The 18204-nt window shown below is 30.0% G+C and carries 18 protein-coding genes; 11 read left to right on the top strand and 7 right to left on the bottom strand.

The window, feature by feature from the left end; all coding sequences use genetic code 11:
- Positions 1–74: 74 nt before the first annotated feature.
- The 3 genes from NON08_RS14445 (at position 75) to NON08_RS14435 (ending at position 4200) form a co-directional block, all read left to right on the top strand.
- Entirely contained in the window at positions 75–1793 is a 1719-nt protein-coding gene (locus NON08_RS14445; protein ID WP_256692311.1) for a solute:sodium symporter family transporter, read from the top strand.
- Entirely contained in the window at positions 1793–3160 is a 1368-nt protein-coding gene (locus NON08_RS14440) for a glycoside hydrolase family 32 protein (RefSeq protein ID WP_256692310.1), read from the top strand. Before NON08_RS14445 ends, NON08_RS14440 begins: the two co-directional genes overlap by 1 nt.
- A 449-nt stretch (positions 3161–3609) precedes the next feature.
- Positions 3610–4200 (top strand): tyrosine-type recombinase/integrase, encoded by a 591-nt coding sequence (locus tag NON08_RS14435; RefSeq protein ID WP_256692309.1) that lies wholly within the window; start codon positions 3610–3612, stop codon positions 4198–4200.
- A gap of 186 nt (positions 4201–4386) precedes the next feature.
- On the opposite strand, the gene NON08_RS14430 is transcribed toward NON08_RS14435, so the two are convergent.
- The 4 genes from NON08_RS14430 to NON08_RS14415 all read right to left on the bottom strand — a co-directional run bounded on the left by NON08_RS14430 (position 4387) and on the right by NON08_RS14415 (position 7552).
- Positions 4387–5592, bottom strand: coding sequence for a DUF401 family protein (locus NON08_RS14430; RefSeq protein ID WP_256692308.1), 1206 nt, complete (start codon positions 5590–5592; stop codon positions 4387–4389).
- 181 nt (positions 5593–5773) lie between these two features.
- On the bottom strand, positions 5774–6961 hold the full coding sequence (locus NON08_RS14425; protein WP_256692307.1) for a MalY/PatB family protein: 1188 nt from the start codon (positions 6959–6961) through the stop codon (positions 5774–5776).
- A gap of 10 nt (positions 6962–6971) precedes the next feature.
- Positions 6972–7229 carry a glutaredoxin gene (locus NON08_RS14420; RefSeq protein WP_256692306.1) on the bottom strand — a complete coding sequence of 86 codons (258 nt, stop codon included), beginning with the start codon at positions 7227–7229 and terminating at the stop codon, positions 6972–6974.
- Positions 7230–7252: 23 nt separating this feature from the next.
- Positions 7253–7552 (bottom strand): Rid family detoxifying hydrolase, encoded by a 300-nt coding sequence (locus NON08_RS14415; RefSeq protein WP_256692305.1) that lies wholly within the window; start codon positions 7550–7552, stop codon positions 7253–7255.
- A gap of 423 nt (positions 7553–7975) precedes the next feature.
- Here NON08_RS14415 and NON08_RS14410 point away from each other — a divergent pair, with 423 nt between their 5' ends.
- The 8 genes from NON08_RS14410 (at position 7976) to NON08_RS14375 (ending at position 14027) form a co-directional block, all read left to right on the top strand.
- Positions 7976–8740, top strand: coding sequence for an ATP-binding cassette domain-containing protein (locus NON08_RS14410; protein ID WP_256692304.1), 765 nt, complete (start codon positions 7976–7978; stop codon positions 8738–8740).
- Complete coding sequence (locus tag NON08_RS14405) at positions 8703–9110, top strand: hypothetical protein (RefSeq protein WP_256692303.1); 408 nt, start codon at positions 8703–8705, stop codon at positions 9108–9110. The genes NON08_RS14410 and NON08_RS14405 overlap by 38 nt, the downstream gene beginning before the upstream one ends.
- The gene (locus tag NON08_RS14400) at positions 9101–9580 is read left to right on the top strand and encodes an ATP-binding cassette domain-containing protein (RefSeq protein WP_256692338.1); all 480 of its coding nucleotides are present in this window, start codon (positions 9101–9103) and stop codon (positions 9578–9580) included. Before NON08_RS14405 ends, NON08_RS14400 begins: the two co-directional genes overlap by 10 nt.
- 18 nt (positions 9581–9598) lie before the next feature.
- Positions 9599–9838 carry a hypothetical protein gene (locus NON08_RS14395; RefSeq protein ID WP_256692302.1) on the top strand — a complete coding sequence of 80 codons (240 nt, stop codon included), beginning with the start codon at positions 9599–9601 and terminating at the stop codon, positions 9836–9838.
- Positions 9839–9842: 4 nt separating this feature from the next.
- Positions 9843–10493 (top strand): SDR family NAD(P)-dependent oxidoreductase, encoded by a 651-nt coding sequence (locus NON08_RS14390; protein ID WP_256692301.1) that lies wholly within the window; start codon positions 9843–9845, stop codon positions 10491–10493.
- Positions 10494–10700: 207 nt separating this feature from the next.
- The gene (locus tag NON08_RS14385; RefSeq protein ID WP_256692300.1) at positions 10701–11270 is read left to right on the top strand and encodes a recombinase family protein; all 570 of its coding nucleotides are present in this window, start codon (positions 10701–10703) and stop codon (positions 11268–11270) included.
- Positions 11257–11700 carry a DUF4158 domain-containing protein gene (locus NON08_RS14380; RefSeq protein ID WP_256692299.1) on the top strand — a complete coding sequence of 148 codons (444 nt, stop codon included), beginning with the start codon at positions 11257–11259 and terminating at the stop codon, positions 11698–11700. Before NON08_RS14385 ends, NON08_RS14380 begins: the two co-directional genes overlap by 14 nt.
- A 131-nt stretch (positions 11701–11831) precedes the next feature.
- Positions 11832–14027 (top strand): Tn3 family transposase, encoded by a 2196-nt coding sequence (locus NON08_RS14375; RefSeq protein ID WP_256692298.1) that lies wholly within the window; start codon positions 11832–11834, stop codon positions 14025–14027.
- A 169-nt stretch (positions 14028–14196) separates the two neighbouring features.
- Here NON08_RS14375 and NON08_RS14370 read toward each other — a convergent pair whose 3' ends face one another.
- From NON08_RS14370 to NON08_RS14360, 3 genes are all read right to left on the bottom strand, one after another.
- On the bottom strand, positions 14197–15606 hold the full coding sequence (locus tag NON08_RS14370; protein WP_256692297.1) for an AbgT family transporter: 1410 nt from the start codon (positions 15604–15606) through the stop codon (positions 14197–14199).
- A 28-nt stretch (positions 15607–15634) separates the two neighbouring features.
- A complete protein-coding gene (locus tag NON08_RS14365) occupies positions 15635–16822 on the bottom strand; it encodes an amidohydrolase (protein ID WP_256692296.1) in 1188 nt (395 codons plus the stop codon).
- Positions 16819–18204 (bottom strand): Na+/H+ antiporter NhaC family protein (locus NON08_RS14360; protein ID WP_256692295.1); only part of this gene is annotated, 1386 nt, incomplete at its 5' end. The genes NON08_RS14360 and NON08_RS14365, both read right to left, overlap by 4 nt.

Below are 18204 nucleotides of genomic sequence, written 5' to 3'. Positions count from 1 at the left end.
TACAGCATATGAATTCGTTTACATAATATTCATGCAATTTCAAAAAATAAATTAACAGGGGGGGTAACAAAAAGATGTTAATGATAATATCTTTCATTTTTTTCACATTGTTAGTAGCAACACTAACATATTTTAAAACAAAAGGTGATAACCTAACAACAAATGACGGGTACTTTTTGGGTGGAAGGAGTTTAACAGGTGGTTTCATAGCAGGATCTTTAATGCTTACAAATTTAAGTCCAGTAAATTTTTCAGGAATGAGTGCACAATCTTATGTATATAATATGTCAGTTATGGGTTGGGAAGTTTGTTCTGGAATAACTCTAGTTCTAGTTGCAATGTTTTTAGTTCCAAGATATTTAAAAGGAGGACTTACGACTATACCAGAATTTTTAGAAGAACGATTCGATTCTAGTGTTAAGCAATTTGTAACTTATCTTTTTCTAGTAAGTTATTTACTCAGTGCATTACCACCAACTTTATACGCAGGTGCTTTAGTTTTAAGTCAACTATTTGATATTCCAGGAATGCTAAATGTAAGTCATACAGCAAGTATTTGGATAACAGTTTGGGCAATTGGAATAATAGGTGCAATCTATGCTATATTTGGTGGATTAAAAGCGGTAGCTTTTTCAGATACATTAAATGGAATAGGACTTATAATTGGAGGATTGGCTGTTCCATATTTAGGATTTAAATTTATAGGTAAGGGTGATTTTTTTCATGGAGTTATAAAACTTGTAGAATCTCATCCAGAAAAATTTGATGCTATAGGAAAAAGTAGCGATTCATTACCGTTTTCAACACTCTTTACTGGAATGATTTTAGTTAACTTATATTACTGGGGTACAGATCAAGGAATAATTCAAAGAGCTTTAGGAGCTAAGAATTTAAAAGAGGGACAAAAAGGAGTTATGATAGCAGGATTTTTAAAGATATTAACACCTTTAATGGTTATTATTCCTGGAATAATTGGTTATCATATATATGGTGATACAATCTCTGATGCAGATTTAACTTATTCTTATTTAGTAAGAGATCTTATGCCAAATTATCTTTTAGGATTCTTTGCTGCAGTTATGTTTGGAGCAGTTTTAAGTTCATATAATAGTGTTTTAAATAGTGCTGCAACTCTTTTTAGTTTAAATATATATAAACCGAAGTTTGGAAAAAATAAAAGTGACTTAGAGATTGTAAATAAAGGCAAACTATTTGGATTTTTAGTAGCATTGATATCGATGTTTATAGCACCTATGATAATGAATGCTCCAAATGGCCTTTTCCAATATTTGCAAACAGTAAATGGATTTTTTAGTGTACCAATATTTACAATAATATTTATTGGATATACAACAAAAAGAGTTCCTGCAATAGCAGCAAAAATTGCTTTAATTATTTTTGTTTCATCATATGCAATGTTACAACTTGTGGTAAAACCAGATTTACATTTTTTACATCAATTGGCAATTTTATTTGTAATTTGTTGTGGAATAATGTTAGCTATTGGAAAAAAATACCCAAGAAAAGAGCCTTTTATTTTAAAAGATAAAAATGTAGTTGAATTAACACCTTGGGATAAGCAATATGAAGTTGCAACGTTAATAGTAACATTTATGATTTCGTTTTACTTAATATTCTCAAAATTAGGTTTAGTAACACAAAATTATAGTAATTTAAAAAGTTACTTAATGATATTATGGACAGTTGCTATAATGATTGCACTGTTCTTTAGAAAAAGAAGATTAAGAAAAATAGAGTTAGAAAGTATTAAAATTATACAAGGAGAAGCCTAATGAGTAAAAGACCATTATTTCATTTTACACCAGAAAAAAATTGGATGAATGACCCAAATGGGTTATCACATTTTAATGGAGAGTATCATATATTTTATCAACATAATCCAGAAAATTGTTATTGGGGAAATATGACTTGGGGGCATGCTAAAAGTAAGGATCTTTTTGCATGGGAACATCTAGAACATGCATTATATCCTGATAGTAAAGAGCTTGGTGACATTGATGGATGTTTCTCTGGAAGTGCTTTTGTGAAAGATAATGAATTACATCTATTTTATACAGGTGTAGAAATGACTACTAAAAGATTAAATGAATTTGGAAATACAATAACAGTAGGAGATGATGACTTAATATCAACTCAAATTTTAGCTAAATCAAAAGATGGAATTAATTTTGAAAAAGTTGCAAAATTAGAAGTACCAATTCCAGAAAAAACTTGTACAGCTCATATAAGAGATCCAAAAGTATGGGAAACAGATGGAAAATACTATATGGTTTTAGGGGCAAAAGATCAAGCTGGTGGAAAAATACTTATGTATGAATCAGATGATTTAAAAAATTGGAATATTTTTACAGAGTTAAAAGAAGCCAATATGGGATTTATGTGGGAGTGTCCAGATCTATTTGAAATTGGTGGAAAAGAAGTTCTTGTATTTAGTCCTCAAGGAATTGGAACAGATGGTCAAGTTCATATAGCAGGTTATTATTTAGGTGATTTTGATTATGAGAAAAAAGAGTTTCTTCATAGTGATTTAAAAAGGTTAGACAACGGATTTGAATTCTATGCACCTCAAAGTTTTTTAGATGAAAAAGGTAGAAGAGTTTTAATCGGATGGTTAGTAAACCATGCACCTTTACCAGGTGAAAACTTTACAGGAATAATGACAATTCCAAGAGAGTTAAATTATAAAGATGGGAAATTATATCAAATGCCAGTAAAGGAGATAGAAAAATATAGAAATAAAGAACTTGGAGAGTTTTCAGAATTAGATAATAAAAATCAGTATGATTTAAATTTAAAAATAGGTACAGATAAAGATTTTACTTTGATATTATTTGAGAATAATGGAGTTGGATTAAAGTTACATTTTGATTTTAAAGAGAATAAAATTATTTTAGATAGAAGTGATATTATAAATGATTTTAAAGTATTAGAAACATTTGGATTAAAAAGAGAACTAAATTTAGAAATAAAAGAACCAAGCATTGAGTTAAGAGTTATAGTAGACAAATGTGTAGCAGAAATCTATATAAATAATGGAGAATATGTTATGAGTGCAGTTGTAAATCCAAAACTAAATCAAAATAAAGTTATATTGATAGGAGAGATTTTAGAAAAAAAAATATATGAATTAAAAAGATAAATAAAAGAGATTGAGTTAAATAGAGGTAAAAATATAAAAAAATTTTAATAAGAAGAAATTATTTTAGATGAAAATATGGTAGCTATCTAAATTTACAAGAAAAATTACTAATATGCATATGTGAGCATTTAGAGTATGCATTCATAATGATGTTATATAAGAAAAATGAAAAACGACGGATATTATTTTGTGAGCTACTATCTTTTATATTTTTAGGGATGATTAAAAAAATCATCCCTTTATTAATTTTAGATTTTTTCTTTAAAATATATTTAAGATTATAAAATCTAAACTATTTTTTATTACCTCAGCTCTAGTTTACAAAATATAATTATAGCAACTAGAAAACTCATATTTTATTGACTACTTACCTTATTACCTGTATAATCTATTTTATAGATAAAAACGTAAACTAGAAATATCAATAAAATAAGGATGTTGTGAAAATCATGAAAAATACTGTTGAAGGGTTTAAAAATGAGATAGATTTAAAAATATTTGAAAATAGATTGGCTGAAATTAATCCTACTTGTTTCCTGGTATGGAAAGTTGGAGTTAATTTAGCTCTTAGAGTTTCTGATGTTTTAAAAATTACTGTAGATCAAGCTAAAAATTATCTTTTAACTGGAAACTATCTAGCCATTGATAAGAAAACTGGAAAAGTTAATCATGTAAAAATAAATGAAAATACATCTATCGCTCTTAAAGAAGCTCTTGAATTAAGAAAAAAAGCTATAGTATCTGAAGATAATCCATTTCTTTTTGTTGGAGAAGGGAATAGAACTAGTAAAAGTAAAAATCATATAACTAGACAGGCAGTTGATAAATATTTTAAAATAGCAGTATTTGACGAAAATTTAAGTATTCGTGTAGGAACTCATACTATGAGAAAAACTTGGGGAAATTTAGCATATTCTAAAGGGTACAAGCTAGAACTTATTATGAAAAGATTAAATCATAGTAGTCAATCTACTACACTTCTATATTTAGGTATTACTGATAGTGATATGAACAAAGTTGTTGCAGAACTTAATATTTAAAGTATAAATTTCTATTAATAATTAAATTTAAAAAAAGCTGAAAAAAACGACCTCGTAAAATCGATTTTAAGACCTTTGAAAAGATTAGGGTATACATAATGTATACCCTATTTTTATAATAAATATAAAATTTAAAGTCAAAATAAATTTATTTGTTCATATATTTTTATTATAGGTATTTTTTGTTTAAATAATTTTAGTTAATAAGAAAAAATATGCAAAACTTGATATAGTAAATATTATAAATATAAAAAATGTTTTTTTAAAAAGTTCAATAAAAGTTATATTAAAATGTTCTGTTACTACAGCTAAGCATATATGTGTTGGTGAAATTTGCATCGTAATATAAGTTATACACATCAATAAAATCATCAAAGGAATTCCACCAGATGGAATTGTTGCAAAAGCTAATGGAATAACAAGCGCTATTGTAGCTTGAGACCCCGCCATTAATGTAGATATCATAAATATAATTACAAAAATATATATTGGAGCAATATCTAATTTATTAAAATATGTAGGAAGTTTATTTATTATACCCACATATGATATAAACTTTGAAAAAATCATTATGGTGATTGTACTCAAAATGAGTTTTAATTCAAAAGATGTTTTTAACATTGGAATAAGTTCTAAGATTTTAAATTTTCCTATTATAGCAAAAATCATTATTGTTATAATAGTTGCATAATATACTGGAAGTCTAAATCCTAAAATTAAAGTTATAACTAAAATTATAGGCCATAGATATTTCATAAGTTTTTTTGTCTCATTTATTTTGTTGATGTTATCTTTTACATACTCCTCTTTAGGAATTTTCTTTATATAAAAAAAATATCCTAGCAAAAATAACAAGATGACCATTGGAATCATATAAAATACAAATTTACTTGTATTTATGTTACCTAATCTCAATGCTAAAAGTATCGAAGAATATGTAGGTAAAAATGATTCTGATATATGTCTAAAATGACTTGCTACAAAGGCTTTCTCTTCTATTTCCAAATGATTTCCAGCTGAATTTTCAACAATAGGTGCTGCTATTAATACTGCTCCAGGAGATGGAAGTATTCCTATTATAAATGGTGCAACCATAGCATTTACTCTTTTACTATTAAATATTGCATATAAAGTTTTTTCTGCCAATAAAAGAAACCCTCTATTTTCCATCATTCTTTGAATAAAAGTTATTGTATAAAATGCTAAGATAAGATTTGTTGTATTGCTATCAACAAATCCTTTTACTATAAGTTTTAGCGATTCTTTAATTGGAATATTATACATTAGTATACAGGTAAATATTCCCGTACTAATAGATATATATAATGGTTTGTTTAATTTTATAAAAATTAATATCACACAAAAAATACTTATTAATTTTATTAAGTCCAAATTATTTCCTCCTTTTTAATTGTGTTAAAAAATACTAAATTTTTATTTAATATAATGTATCATAGTAACTTTTATTTATAAATATATTAAGAAATTTATAAGTAACTAATAAATTTAAAAGTATAGTCTAAATAAGGTATTTCATATGAAAAAAACTGAGTTTTAAACTCAGTTTTTATACTTATTTTAATTTTTTTATCTCAGTTAATATATTTTTTACTGCTATTTTTATATATTCTGGATTAGTAGCTAAATTAAGTCGTATGAACCCCCCAAAATTTTCTCCAAAAGTTTCCCCATAATTTACTGCTAAATTACACTTATTTTGAATAAAATCCTTAATATTTTCTGCCTTTATATACCCTTGTAAGTTTATAAAAACTAAATATGTTCCTTCTAAAGGTGAAATTACAATCTCAGAAGCTTTTTTTTCAAATTCTGATTTCATATATTCATAATTATTTTGAATAATTTCTAAAATATTTTCTAACCATTCTTTTCCATGTTCATATCCAGTTTGAGTAGCAATCGCTCCAATTATGTTGACTTCTGTTCTATTTATTCTCTTTATATAATTATCATATTTATTTCGTAGATCTTCATTATAAATAAGTATATGTGAATGAATTAATCCAGCTAAATTAAATGTTTTTGATGCAGATGATAATACAATTAAATTATCATTATATTTTCCGTTTTCTACTAACATTGCTGGTATAAATTTATGTTCCTTTAAAATTATATCTTGATGTATTTCATCACTTACTATTAAAACATTATATTTTTTACAAATATCAAATATTTTCTCTAATTCTTTTTCTTTCCAAACTCTTCCAACAGGATTATGCGGTGAACAATGAATAAACATTTTTATTTTATTTTCAGCTATTACTTTTTCTATTTCTTCATAATCCATTGTAAAATATCCATTATTATTTATTAAGTCAACGGTTACTAACCGTCTGTTATTATTTGTAATTGTATTATGAAATGGTGGATACACTGGTGTTAATATTAAACAAGCATCTTCTTCTTGTGTAAATGCATTTATCATCCAACTTATAGAAGTTACAACTCCAGTTGAAAACCGTATCCATTCTTTATCTAACTCTAATTTATGTCTTTCAACCATCCATTTTGAAAATGCAATATAATATTCATTTGGTAAAAAAGAATAACCAAATACACCATTTTTTATTCTTTCAATCATACTTTCTATTATTTTATTACTTGTTTTAAAATCCATATCTGCAATCCACATTGAGATTAAATCGTCTTTTCCAAATCTATTTTTTAGATCATCCCATTTATAAGAATTACTATTATGACGATCTACAGCATATTCTTTTATAAAATTCTGTTTATCCATTTTTACTCCTTTATAATTTCTCTAAAACTTCTTCTAAGTTAAGAGTATATCCACCATCTTCTAATTGGAAAAACGGAATTCCTAACTTCCCATTTTTTCTAACTTCTTCGTATAACTCATTTTCAGTATATATCTTTATGTATTCTTTTAAAACTGCAAAGTCTGTAGCTATATTTTTAAAATTAATAGTCACATTTTGTTCTTTTAATTTATAAAGAGCATATAAAGTATCTTGACACAAATGACTTCCAATCATAATAATTTCCATTGATTATATTTCTCCTTAAAATTTTATTTTATCAATGCTATTACCTCTATTTCGCATAAAACTCCCTTTGGTAATTCTTTTACTGCCACACAACTCCTAGCAGGTTTAGAAACAAAATATTCCTCATAAATTTTATTAAAAGCAACAAAATCTTTCATATCTGCTAGAAAACAAGTTGTTTTAAATACCTTTTCTAAATTACTTCCTCCTGCTTCTAATATTGCTTTCACATTTTCACAACTCTGTCTAGTTTGTTCTTCTATTTTAGCTTCAATTTCTCCAGTTTTAGGATCTACTGGAATTTGCCCCGATGTATAGGCCAAGCTCCGTTTTTTTCCCGAAATCGTATCATTGAAAACTGAGAAAGTTTAGATTTAAGTTCTTGTATATCATCTATTTATATGATACAATTTAAAAAAAATGGAGGTGAAAGATGAAGATAGACGCTAAAAATTAATCAAAATTAAATATAATTTTTGGCATCTAGTGAAATTTTCACTTTTTTGTAATGTAATTTTTTGCTTAACTGTAGAATAAGAAACTGACCATAGGATTTACGGAAGGAATCCCTTGAATTTTTTATACCTCTAAATTTTTAGGGCGTATGGATTTTTTTCAATACCATAAAGTCAGCTTGTCTTATTATTGCAATGTAAGAGTACAATTTTATAATATGAAAATTATGAAGACTACTGACTAGTGGTCTTTTTTTGTTTATCCAGATGCCAGAAATATTGGAGGTAAAGATGAGCAAAATAACAATAAACAGATTAGATTTCAGCTATGATAATCCTTATAAAGAGATATTTAATGATTTAAATCTAATTTTAGACACGGAATGGAAAACTGTTATTTTTGGAAAAAATGGAAGAGGAAAAACCACATTTATGAAGCTGTTGTCAGGGGAGCTAGTTTCTAGTAAAGGCACTATCTCCAAAGAGTGTGAAATCAATTTTTTTCCAAAAGAGATCCCGGATGAAACAAAAGACGTATTAGAGATTGTAAAAAATCTTATAGCTCCCTTCAAAAATTTGGAGGATACCATAGCTAAGGCTCTTAAAGATTTTCAGGGAGAAAATATAGAGATCTATTCTACAGCTGAAGAACTTTATAGCAAATACGGCGGATATACTGTAGAAAATAAAATCGAGAAAGAGATGGAGATGTTAAATTTAGATTTAAAAATGCTCTCCAGATCCTGGAATACTTTAAGCGGCGGAGAAAAAACGAAATTTCAGCTGCTCTCATTATTTCTTAAAAACGACAGCTATCCCATTATTGACGAACCTACAAATCATTTGGATATAGAAGGCAGGGAGCAGATAGCCAGGTATCTGAATGGCAAAAGCGGATTTCTCTGTGTTTCTCATGACAGAAATTTCTTAGATACAATCTCAGATCATGTCCTGGCAATGGAGAAAAATAAAGTTTACATTACAAAATCCAGCTTCCTTCCATATTATCAGGAAATGAATGAAGAACAAGGAAATGAGCGCTATCAAAAAAAATGAGGAGCTGAAAAAAGAGATCAGATTTTTACAGGAATCTGCCAAAGAAAAAATAAACTGGAGCTTCAATTCTGAAAAGCAAAAATCCTCAGAGAGAAACTTATCTCCTATGGTAGATAAGGGTTATGTCGGTGCTCAGGCTGCCAGAATAATGAAAAGGGCTGTTTCTATCAAGAATAGAAAAGAAAAAGAAATAGAGGAGAGAAAAGAACTTCTTTTAGATCTTTCTAAAGAGCATTCTTTTAAATTTCTGAAAGAAAAAAATAAAGCAGATACAATCTTGACGGTAAATAATCTGAATATAAGCTATGATGAAAAGACAGTTATACAAAACTTCAATCTGACTTTAAAAATGGGGAGCGTATCTGTTTAAAAGGCCCTAACGGATGTGGGAAAAGCTCTATAATAAATGCTATAAAAAAGAAAATTCCATATACTGGAATTATATTCATTCCCAATAATATAAGAGTTGTCTATCTGGAGCAGGAGTTTGAAGCAACATATTTAGAGCTCACTTTGAAGGAATATATCAGGGAGCTTGGAGAAGATGAAGCTGAGTTTAGGAAGCTGCTTTCCGCTTTTGGAGTTTACAGTGATATTTTAAACAAGAAACTAAAGCTATTCAGCGAAGGGGAAAAGAAAAAGATAAATCTGGCAAGCACAATGCTCAGAGAATCAAGCCTTCTTGTCTGGGATGAACCTCTTAACTATATCGACATGGAAATGAGAGAGAAGCTGGAGGAGATGATTTTAAAATACAAACCAACTATTTTATTTATTGAACACGATAAAATGTTTATAGAGAATATTGCAACTAAGGTATTCTATCTATATAAAAACTAAGAAAAAAGGAGTGTAATTATGAATTTGGGATTAAAAGATAAGGTTGTTCTTATAACGGGAACTAATAACCCTGAGGGTATCGGTGCTGCTACTGCATTAGCTTTTGCAAGGGAGGGGGCGAAGGTTGCGATGGTTTATAAAAAGCTTAATCATTCTTATGATAAAGACAAAATTGGCAGCAACGGATTTGACAGATATCACGAAGCTCTTTCCAGAGATTGTATAGCTCTTGAGGAGGAAAAAAAAAATAACCTCTGACTATTTGATAATAGAAGGAGATATCAGGAAACAAGAAAATGTTGCTGATATCTTTGAGTCAGTTGAAAAAAGATTTGGTACTGTCAATGTTTTAGTTAATAATGCCTGCGGTTATCCTGTCAATGATACTATATTTACTATAACCGAGAAAGACATCAATGACGGATATGATGTTGATGTAAAAGGGCTTATATTCATGATTCAGGAATTTGTAAAAAGATTCAGCAAATTTTACGGATATTCTCCTAAGGAAACCTCACTGCAGGAAAGATTGGTAGATAGAAGTCTTAGCAAAGATTTAACGGCAGGAATACCTAAACTGCATGGAAGAATAATCAATATGAGTACAGATGCTGCCCAGGTAATGCCGGGAGTAATTGCCTACGGATCTTCAAAGGCTGCAGTTGAAGCTCTTACAAGATCTATTGCCATAGAAGTCGGACATTTAGGGATAACTGTAAATACAGTGGCACCAGGTCCTACTCAAACTGGATATATAGATACAGAATTAGAAAACAGCGTACTTCCTTCAATTCCTCTTGGAAGACTGGGAGAACCTGGAGATATAGCAGATATGATTCTATTTTTTGCTTCAGAGAAAGCTTCGTGGATAACAGGACAGGTAATAAAAGTATCTGGTGGACATGCTTTATAATTAGCTGAAAGTTGTTATAAACTTAATTTTTTTAAGAGATGGCATCATTTAGCAAGCGCCATCTCTTTTCTCATAAACTACAGTTTTGAACCTTTAAATTTCAAGGTAGTTTTGAAACCAAAATTTTGATAAAATAGTTTCATAACTATTGCCAATAATATTTTCAAAATCTATGTATCAAAAACATATGTTACGGAGGCTATTTTAATGAAATTTGGATATGCAAGAGTTTCTACTACGGATCAAAATTTAGAAATGCAAATCAGTGCACTGGACAAATATGGAGTGGATAAAATATTTTCAGATAAAGCGACTGGAAAGAATATGCAGAGAAAAGAATTTGTTAAACTACTGGAGCAACTGAGAAAAGGAGACACACTTGTGATATTTTCTCTTTCCAGGCTTGGAAGAAAGACCAAAGATCTTATCGAATTGATAGAAAAATTTAATTCAGAAGGGATCTCTCTAGTGTCACTTAAGGAAAGCATAGATACCAACTCCCCGGTGGGAAGAGCTATGATAGGTATGATCTCTATCTTTGCAGAACTGGAAAGAGAACTGATTACTGAAAGAGTGAAAGAAGGCGTGAAAAATGCCAGATCCAGGGGAAGGCTTGGTGGAAGACCACGTTTAGACAGTGAAAAAGTAAAAGAAGCCTTAGCTCTCTACCATACAGAACATTATTCAGTACAGGAAATCATAAAGAAAACAGGAGTTTCTAAAGCCACACTCTACAGGAGACTTTCTGAGTTAGAGGATAAAAATGAAAACAACTAAATTTCGTTTTCTTACTGACAAGGAAAAGAGAGAACTTTTTATTCTTAAAACTGCAAAGAGAGAGATTGTAGATAATTTTACACTTACTTCGGAAGAGATTTCACATATTGGAAGACTCAAAAAACCCTATCTAAAAATAGGTTATGCTCTACAGTATCTTCTTTTAAAAAACTTTGGAAGACAACTTAATAATGATATTCCCTTGGAAATCTTAAGCTATGTAGGAGAGCAGCTTAAGGTTCAAGAGTTCAATTTAAGTAATTACCTCAGTAATGACATAACTAGAAAAAGGTATTTTGCAGAAATATCTGATACTTTGGGATTTTCAAGATTCAAAAAGGACAGCTGGATTGAAAAAACAGCTGAGAATATAGCTTTGAGAGCTTCAAATGGTTTAGAATCTGCTTTCTTGTTTCTGGATGAATTGTAAAAAAAATAAGAATTGTTACTCCCGGAATATCAACGATTGAAGATATTCTTTCAAAGGCATGGATAAAAGCAGAGAAAAAAATCTATGAAGAAGTCCTCCTGCAATTTAAAGACCGAAGGAGACTAGATACATTGCTGGAGAATAGTTCTGATCCAGAATCAGTTTTTTCTCAGTTAAAAAATACTTCTGTAAATATCAGCTCGACTGGAGCTAAAGAGCTGCTTTCCAAGATAAAGTTTATAGATGAAATAGATTGTAACTGTGATTTAAGTTTTCTATCAGAGTCAAAAATATCATATTTTCTGACAGAAATTCAAAAATCTGATAAGTTTAGAATCCAAAGATTTGCAGATGAAAATAAGAAGTATGCTTATCTTGCCATGTTTCTGTATTTCAGAAGGCGATACTTTGTTGATATGGTAATAGAGGTCACCTCAAGTTATGCCCATAAGGTACTGAAGCGGAGCCGTAAAAAAACTCAGAAGCAGAATGCACTTAACTTTCAGAATTACAGAAATAACTCCAATAGACTCAAGGATATTCTGAAAGAGATTATTGAAATTAATGAGTTCGATGAATTCAAGAAGTATAAGGATTCTCTGCTGCCACTGAAAGAGGAACTGGACTCCCAGGAAGATGAGATGGAAGATATAGATTTTCTTCTTAAATCTCATCACAGCTTCAATTATACCAATGAGCTGCTGGAATGCATAAACTTTGATACGAACACTAAACCTGAACTTGTTAAGCTTTTAAACTCCTTTCCCACATATAAAAACAGGAAAAGATTAGAGATTAATATCAATTTTTTCAGCACACAGTGGCAGAGATACATCAAAAAATACGACTATAGCAAAAAAATCATTGAGGTTGCCTTGCTCTATACCATTCGTGATAATATAAGATCCGGAGATCTTTTTGTAAGGGAAAGTGCAAAGTACAATAGTTTTGACCATTATCTCATTGAACCAGTAGAGATAGGAAGTGATGATGAGGCAGTTAAATTTCTTAATGAAATCAAGAATTCGTTTATTCTTCCTAAAAAATTGGATTTCAATTTTGAGATAGATAAAGATGAAAGAAATTTCTTCAGCGACAAAATCTACAGCTATTTTCCTAAGATTACCATGACTGAAATGATTTATGAAGTGAACACCTGGACAAATTTTTTAGATAGCTTTAAAGAGAACTCACAACAGGGTGCCACTGGAAAACAAAAATCCATAGTAGCGACTCTTTTAGCTAATGGACACAACATAGGTTTTTCAAAGATGGCTGTATCGAGCTCCATCGATGAAGGAGTTTTGAGAAGGACTAATGAATATTATTTTAATCATAGCACACTTTCTAAAGCTCAAATATCCCTTGTGAATTATCATCATTCCCTTAACATAGTTAAAAACTGGGGCGATGGTGGAAGATCTTCATCCGACGGGATGAGAATCCCTATAAATTCAAAGACTATCTATGCAGACTACAATACTCATTATGGGAACAGAGGCGGGGCAATCTATAGGCACATAAATGATCAATATACTCCTTATTACGTCCAAATGCTTCAAGGCCGTGACAGCAATCATGTTCTGGATGGGCTGCTGTATCATGGAACAGATCTCAATATCTATGAGCATTCCACCGATACCGCCGGATATACTGAGCAGATGTTTGCCTTAACATATCTTTTAGGTTTCAAATTTAAACCGAGAATAAAGAACGCTGAACAGCAGCAGCTTTATTACTTTGATAACATATCTGTCGGAGATGTTCTGTTTAAAAAAATTAACGAGAAGGTAATAATTGAAAATTATCATGAAGTATTGAGGCTGGTTGAATCTATCAGAAGCGGAAAGGTGAAAGCTTCTCTTATAATGCAGAAAATAGGGTCCTACGCCAGAGATAATGCTATTGCAAAGGCTCTTAAAGAGCTGGGTAGAATTTTCAAAACTATCTATCTTCTAGAATATTTTACAGATAAAACTCTTAGAAAAGAAGTTCAACAAATGCTGAATAAAGGGGAATCTATAAACTCAGTTGGAAGAATTCTACACTTTGGAAAAAATGGAAGAATAAACGAGTCCACGATAGAGGATCAGCTGGAAAAAGCCAGCTCTCTTAATATCCTTCTTGGAGTTCTTGTAGCCTGGAACTCAAGATATCTGGAAAAGGTTCATAAAACTGTGAAAATGGAAGATTGGTTTGATGAAGAGCAGTTTAAAAGAGTCAGTCCTCTTGGAAGCAGCCATGTAAATTTCTTGGGCAAATATATCTTTGAAGAAGAAAAAATTGTGAGTGAAGATGGTTTGCGTCCATTAAAAATAAAGTCTTAGAAGATTTCTAAGGCTTTATTTTTTCAATGATATGATTTCGGGAAAAAAACGGAGCTTGGCCTATATATTAAATTATCTATAATAAATCCTTGTGAATATGGTCCTATTGCTCCAGGAGCTTTTTTTGTATCTATAACTTTCATTTTTCCTCCTTAAATATTTAAAAAAATTAAATTCTTCCCGTCCATCCCATTATTGTTAATACATATATCCACACAAAAGATAATAAAAGAAATATTATTACTTTTGGAAAAGTCCATTTAAACCACTTTTGAAAAGAAACATTTGCAAGCACACATGATCCTATCATCCATCCTAAAAGTGGTGAAATTAAATTTGTAAATCCATCTCCTAATTGAAAAGCCATAACTGCTATATTTAAGTTTAATCCTAATGTTTCTGCAACAGGTTTTATAATAGGAACTAATATAGCAGCTTTTGATGTTGCTGAAGGTATTAGTGGATTCATTAAAGCAACTATTATAGTTAAACCTATACTCGAAACTGTTTTAGGTAATTCTAATAATGGTCTAGTTAAAACATAAACTATTGTATGTATTATATTTCCATCTGCTAAAATAAGTGATATTACCCTTGCTAATCCAATTACAAATCCAACAAAAGCCATTGATGAAAGTCCTTTAGCAAAAGATTTTCCTAATTCCTCTGGAGTCATTTTTCCAACAAATCCTATAATTATCATAGAGATGAACATAACTGCCATCATAAAGTCATATAACTGTTTTGGATCTCCTCCTAAAAGAGGGTAAGCAACTATGAGAAGATATTGACAAAAAAATACCGCTATTACAACTATTGTTCTCCAACTCATTTTTACTTCTTTTAAGATCGATGTTTCGTTACTATCATCTTCCAATTTTTCTGGACGCCATCCTTCGTCGTACATCAACGAAGATTTTGGATTTTTTTCTATTTTTTTTACATATAATAGAACCATTATAATTCCAACAGCTATAAAAAAATTCATACAAATAAATCTTGTAAAAAATGAACTATATGGTGCAATTCCCATAAGCATTTGTGTAGTAGCTTGTTGTGCAGGTCCAGTTCCAAACCCTATTAATGTAGCAAATGTTGTTACTCCAAGAGCTACAATAGGATCCAACTTTAATTTTTTAGCAAATAAAATTCCGATAGGAACTACTGCTATAAGTGCATCAGTTCCTCCAAATCCCCCTAAATATGCCATAAGTATAAACAATAAACTAATAAGTATGTTTTTGCTTTTATGATTCCTCATTCTATATATAGACCAGTTCATAAAATCATCTATGGCTCCTGTTTCTAATACAACATTGATATTTGCTCCAGAAACCATAACTACAAATATTATTGTTGCTGAGCCTATAAGTCCACTCCTTATAAGATTAAAGGCTTTCCAAGGACTTACAGGTGTTTGATGATCTAGAAATTCAAATTTATCTCCCATTATGATTCCAAAATCATTTACTGAAAATTTTCCTGCTGATACAATATATGTTGCAAAACATGATATTAAAATTAATCCTACCATTATCCACAATAAATGTGGCATTTTAAAGTTTCTCTTCTCTTCCATTAATTTACTCCTTCATCACTTCCATTTTTTAGTCGCAAAAAACATATCCTACTTCAGCACAAACTCCTAATATAAATGAAGACTCGTCAATGTCAAATCTACCATTATGATGTTCAGCTCCTGTTCCTAATTCAGTGTTGTTTATTCCAAGAAATCCTAAAGCTCCTGGATATTTATCAAGGTATTTTCCATAACACTCGGAAGCATACCATTTTGAACATTCTTTATGAACATCATCTCCACATATCTCTTTTATTTTATTTTGAATATCTAAAGCACATTTCATATCATTTATAACAGGATATAGACTAATTTTATTTCTTTCTGCGAATTCTATTGTACTTCTGTGACATATTGCAGTATTAGAGGCAATCGTATTTATAATTTTTAAAGCTTTTTCTCCCTCTTCTTTTTTGAAGAAACGAGCTGTTCCTCCAATAAATACCTCATTTGGAATAATATTTGTTGCTTGTCCGCCTTGAAAAACCGATATTCCAAGAGTTACGGTCTCCTCCGCATTAATTTGATTAACAAAAGCTGAATCTATTTGAGTCACTATATGTGCTGCAGGAATAATAGGATTTACTGCTAAATCTGGTCTTGAACCATGACCTGCCTTTCCACGTACATAAAATCCAATCCCAACTGTTCCAGCCATTCTAGGTCCTGGTTCTATATTAATTTTTCCAGACTCTAATGCACTATATACATGAAGAGCAAAACAGCTATCTATTGGGTACTCCTTTAAGGCTTCTAACATTGCATCTACTCCACAATTAGTCTCTTCTCCTTCTTCAAAACAACAATAGACAGTTCCTTTTAAATCTTCTTGCATATCTTTTAAAACTTTCATACTTCCTAATAAAATTGCCATATGAGCATCGTGTCCACATGCATGTGAAAGTCCTTTTATTAAAGAAATACATACTTTTTTTTGAATCAAATTATTTTCTTCTTCTAGTACAGGAAGAGCGTCCATATCTGCTCTTAACACTACATGTTTTCCTGGATGATTTCCTTTAATAATTGCGATTAACCCAGTTCCTGGGAGCTCCTTATAAGGAACTCCCATAGATTTAAACTCTTCTATTAAAATCTCTTTAGTTTTAAATTCTTCTCCTGACAGTTCTGGATTCTCATGAAATTTTCTTCTCATTTGTATCATATAATCCTGGTATTTTTCAGCTAGTTTCAAAATTTTATTATCAGTTATCATATTTGCTCCCCTTTATATTCAAAATTTTCTTCGTTACTTATTGTATTTTCATTTTGCTTTTCCTCTTTTGTTCTAAGAAGACCAAATTGAATAGTTATTATTGTAAATAGCATCAATAAAATTGGGTAAAAAGAGTATTTCATCATTTGTAGGTATGTTATTCCTCCATATTTTTGTAAAAGTAGGACACTACTATCATGAGGAACTAATCCCAAAATTGCACAAGAAAATATATCTAAAATACTTGCTAATCTTTTAGGAGCTATTTTATATCTACTACCTAATTCTTTCGCTATTGGTGCTGTTATGATAATAGCAACAGGATTATTTAGTGTAGCACCTGAAACTGTCATAGAAATTAATGAAATAAAATATTCACAACTTTTTCTTCCATTTATTTTACTTTTTAGAATTTCAACTAACCAATCAATTCCTCCATAATATTTAATTAATTCTATCATTCCTGAAATAAGACTTGCAAATATTGCTAAAAAAAACATATCTTCCATTCCTGAACTTACTGCCATAGCCCATCCAAAAAATGTTAGATTTCCTAAACTGATTCCTATTATTCCTGACATTACTATCCCTATTCCAAGAACTAAGATTACATTTATTCCTAAAATAGCTGTTATTAATACTGTTATATAAGGTAATATCTCTAATATATTGTATTGTAGCTCTCCAACTTCTCTTACAGTAATAGCTCCCATACTATAAATAGTATATAAAAATATAGTAATAATAGCTGCTGGAAGAGCTATTAAAAAATTCATTTTAAATTTATCTTTCATTTCTGCTCCTACACCTTTTGTAGCACAAATAGTAGTATCTGAAATCATTGAAAGATTATCTCCAAAGTATGCACCTGCAATTGTTGCAGCTCCTGCCATAGCAACATCTAATCCCGCACCTGTAGCTACAGCTATAGCTACAGGAATCATTGCAACTTGTGTCCCCATTGAAGTTCCTATACATAAAGAAATACAACAGGTTATAATAAAAATTCCAGGAATTAAAAAATGTGTTGGTATTAAACTTAATCCCATATTAACAATAGATGCCTTTCCTCCCATAGCAGTAGTAACTGACTGAAATCCACCGGCCATAAGAACTATAATTCCCAAAATCATAATTCCAGATTTACCCGCACCTCTTGCATAAATATCTATTTTTTTGTCCAAAGATTCTTTTTTATCATAACAAACTAATCCTACACATACAGCTATTAATACTGCTATATATCTTGACATTTTTCCAAATGGATTTTCTACTCCTTTGATTGTAAAATAAATACCACACCCCACATAAAGTCCTAAGAATATAAACATTGGTATAAACGCTAATAGTTTATAATTCCTTTTACTTCTTTGTTCTTCCAT

This window comes from Cetobacterium sp. NK01 (assembly GCF_024506395.1).
Taxonomy (GTDB): Bacteria; Fusobacteriota; Fusobacteriia; order Fusobacteriales; family Fusobacteriaceae; genus Cetobacterium_A; species Cetobacterium_A somerae_A.
The sequence above is the reverse complement of the archived record's forward strand: the minus strand, read 5'-3'. Positions and strand labels throughout refer to the sequence as shown.

Excerpts from the sequence above, each read along its gene's own strand:
- NON08_RS14410 (WP_256692304.1), top strand. The coding sequence starts at position 7,976 with ATGAGCAAAATAACAATAAACAGATTAGATTTCAGCTATGATAATCCT.
- NON08_RS14385 (WP_256692300.1), top strand. The coding sequence starts at position 10,701 with ATGAAATTTGGATATGCAAGAGTTTCTACTACGGATCAAAATTTAGAA.
- NON08_RS14365 (WP_256692296.1), bottom strand. The coding sequence starts at position 16,822 with ATGATAACTGATAATAAAATTTTGAAACTAGCTGAAAAATACCAGGAT.
- NON08_RS14445 (WP_256692311.1), top strand. The coding sequence starts at position 75 with ATGTTAATGATAATATCTTTCATTTTTTTCACATTGTTAGTAGCAACA.
- NON08_RS14435 (WP_256692309.1), top strand. The coding sequence starts at position 3,610 with ATGAAAAATACTGTTGAAGGGTTTAAAAATGAGATAGATTTAAAAATA.
- NON08_RS14425 (WP_256692307.1), bottom strand. The coding sequence starts at position 6,961 with ATGGATAAACAGAATTTTATAAAAGAATATGCTGTAGATCGTCATAAT.
- NON08_RS14440 (WP_256692310.1), top strand. The coding sequence starts at position 1,793 with ATGAGTAAAAGACCATTATTTCATTTTACACCAGAAAAAAATTGGATG.
- NON08_RS14370 (WP_256692297.1), bottom strand. The coding sequence starts at position 15,606 with ATGGAAGAGAAGAGAAACTTTAAAATGCCACATTTATTGTGGATAATG.
- NON08_RS14380 (WP_256692299.1), top strand. The coding sequence starts at position 11,257 with ATGAAAACAACTAAATTTCGTTTTCTTACTGACAAGGAAAAGAGAGAA.
- NON08_RS14405 (WP_256692303.1), top strand. The coding sequence starts at position 8,703 with ATGAAGAACAAGGAAATGAGCGCTATCAAAAAAAATGAGGAGCTGAAA.
- NON08_RS14420 (WP_256692306.1), bottom strand. The coding sequence starts at position 7,229 with ATGGAAATTATTATGATTGGAAGTCATTTGTGTCAAGATACTTTATAT.
- NON08_RS14395 (WP_256692302.1), top strand. The coding sequence starts at position 9,599 with ATGAATTTGGGATTAAAAGATAAGGTTGTTCTTATAACGGGAACTAAT.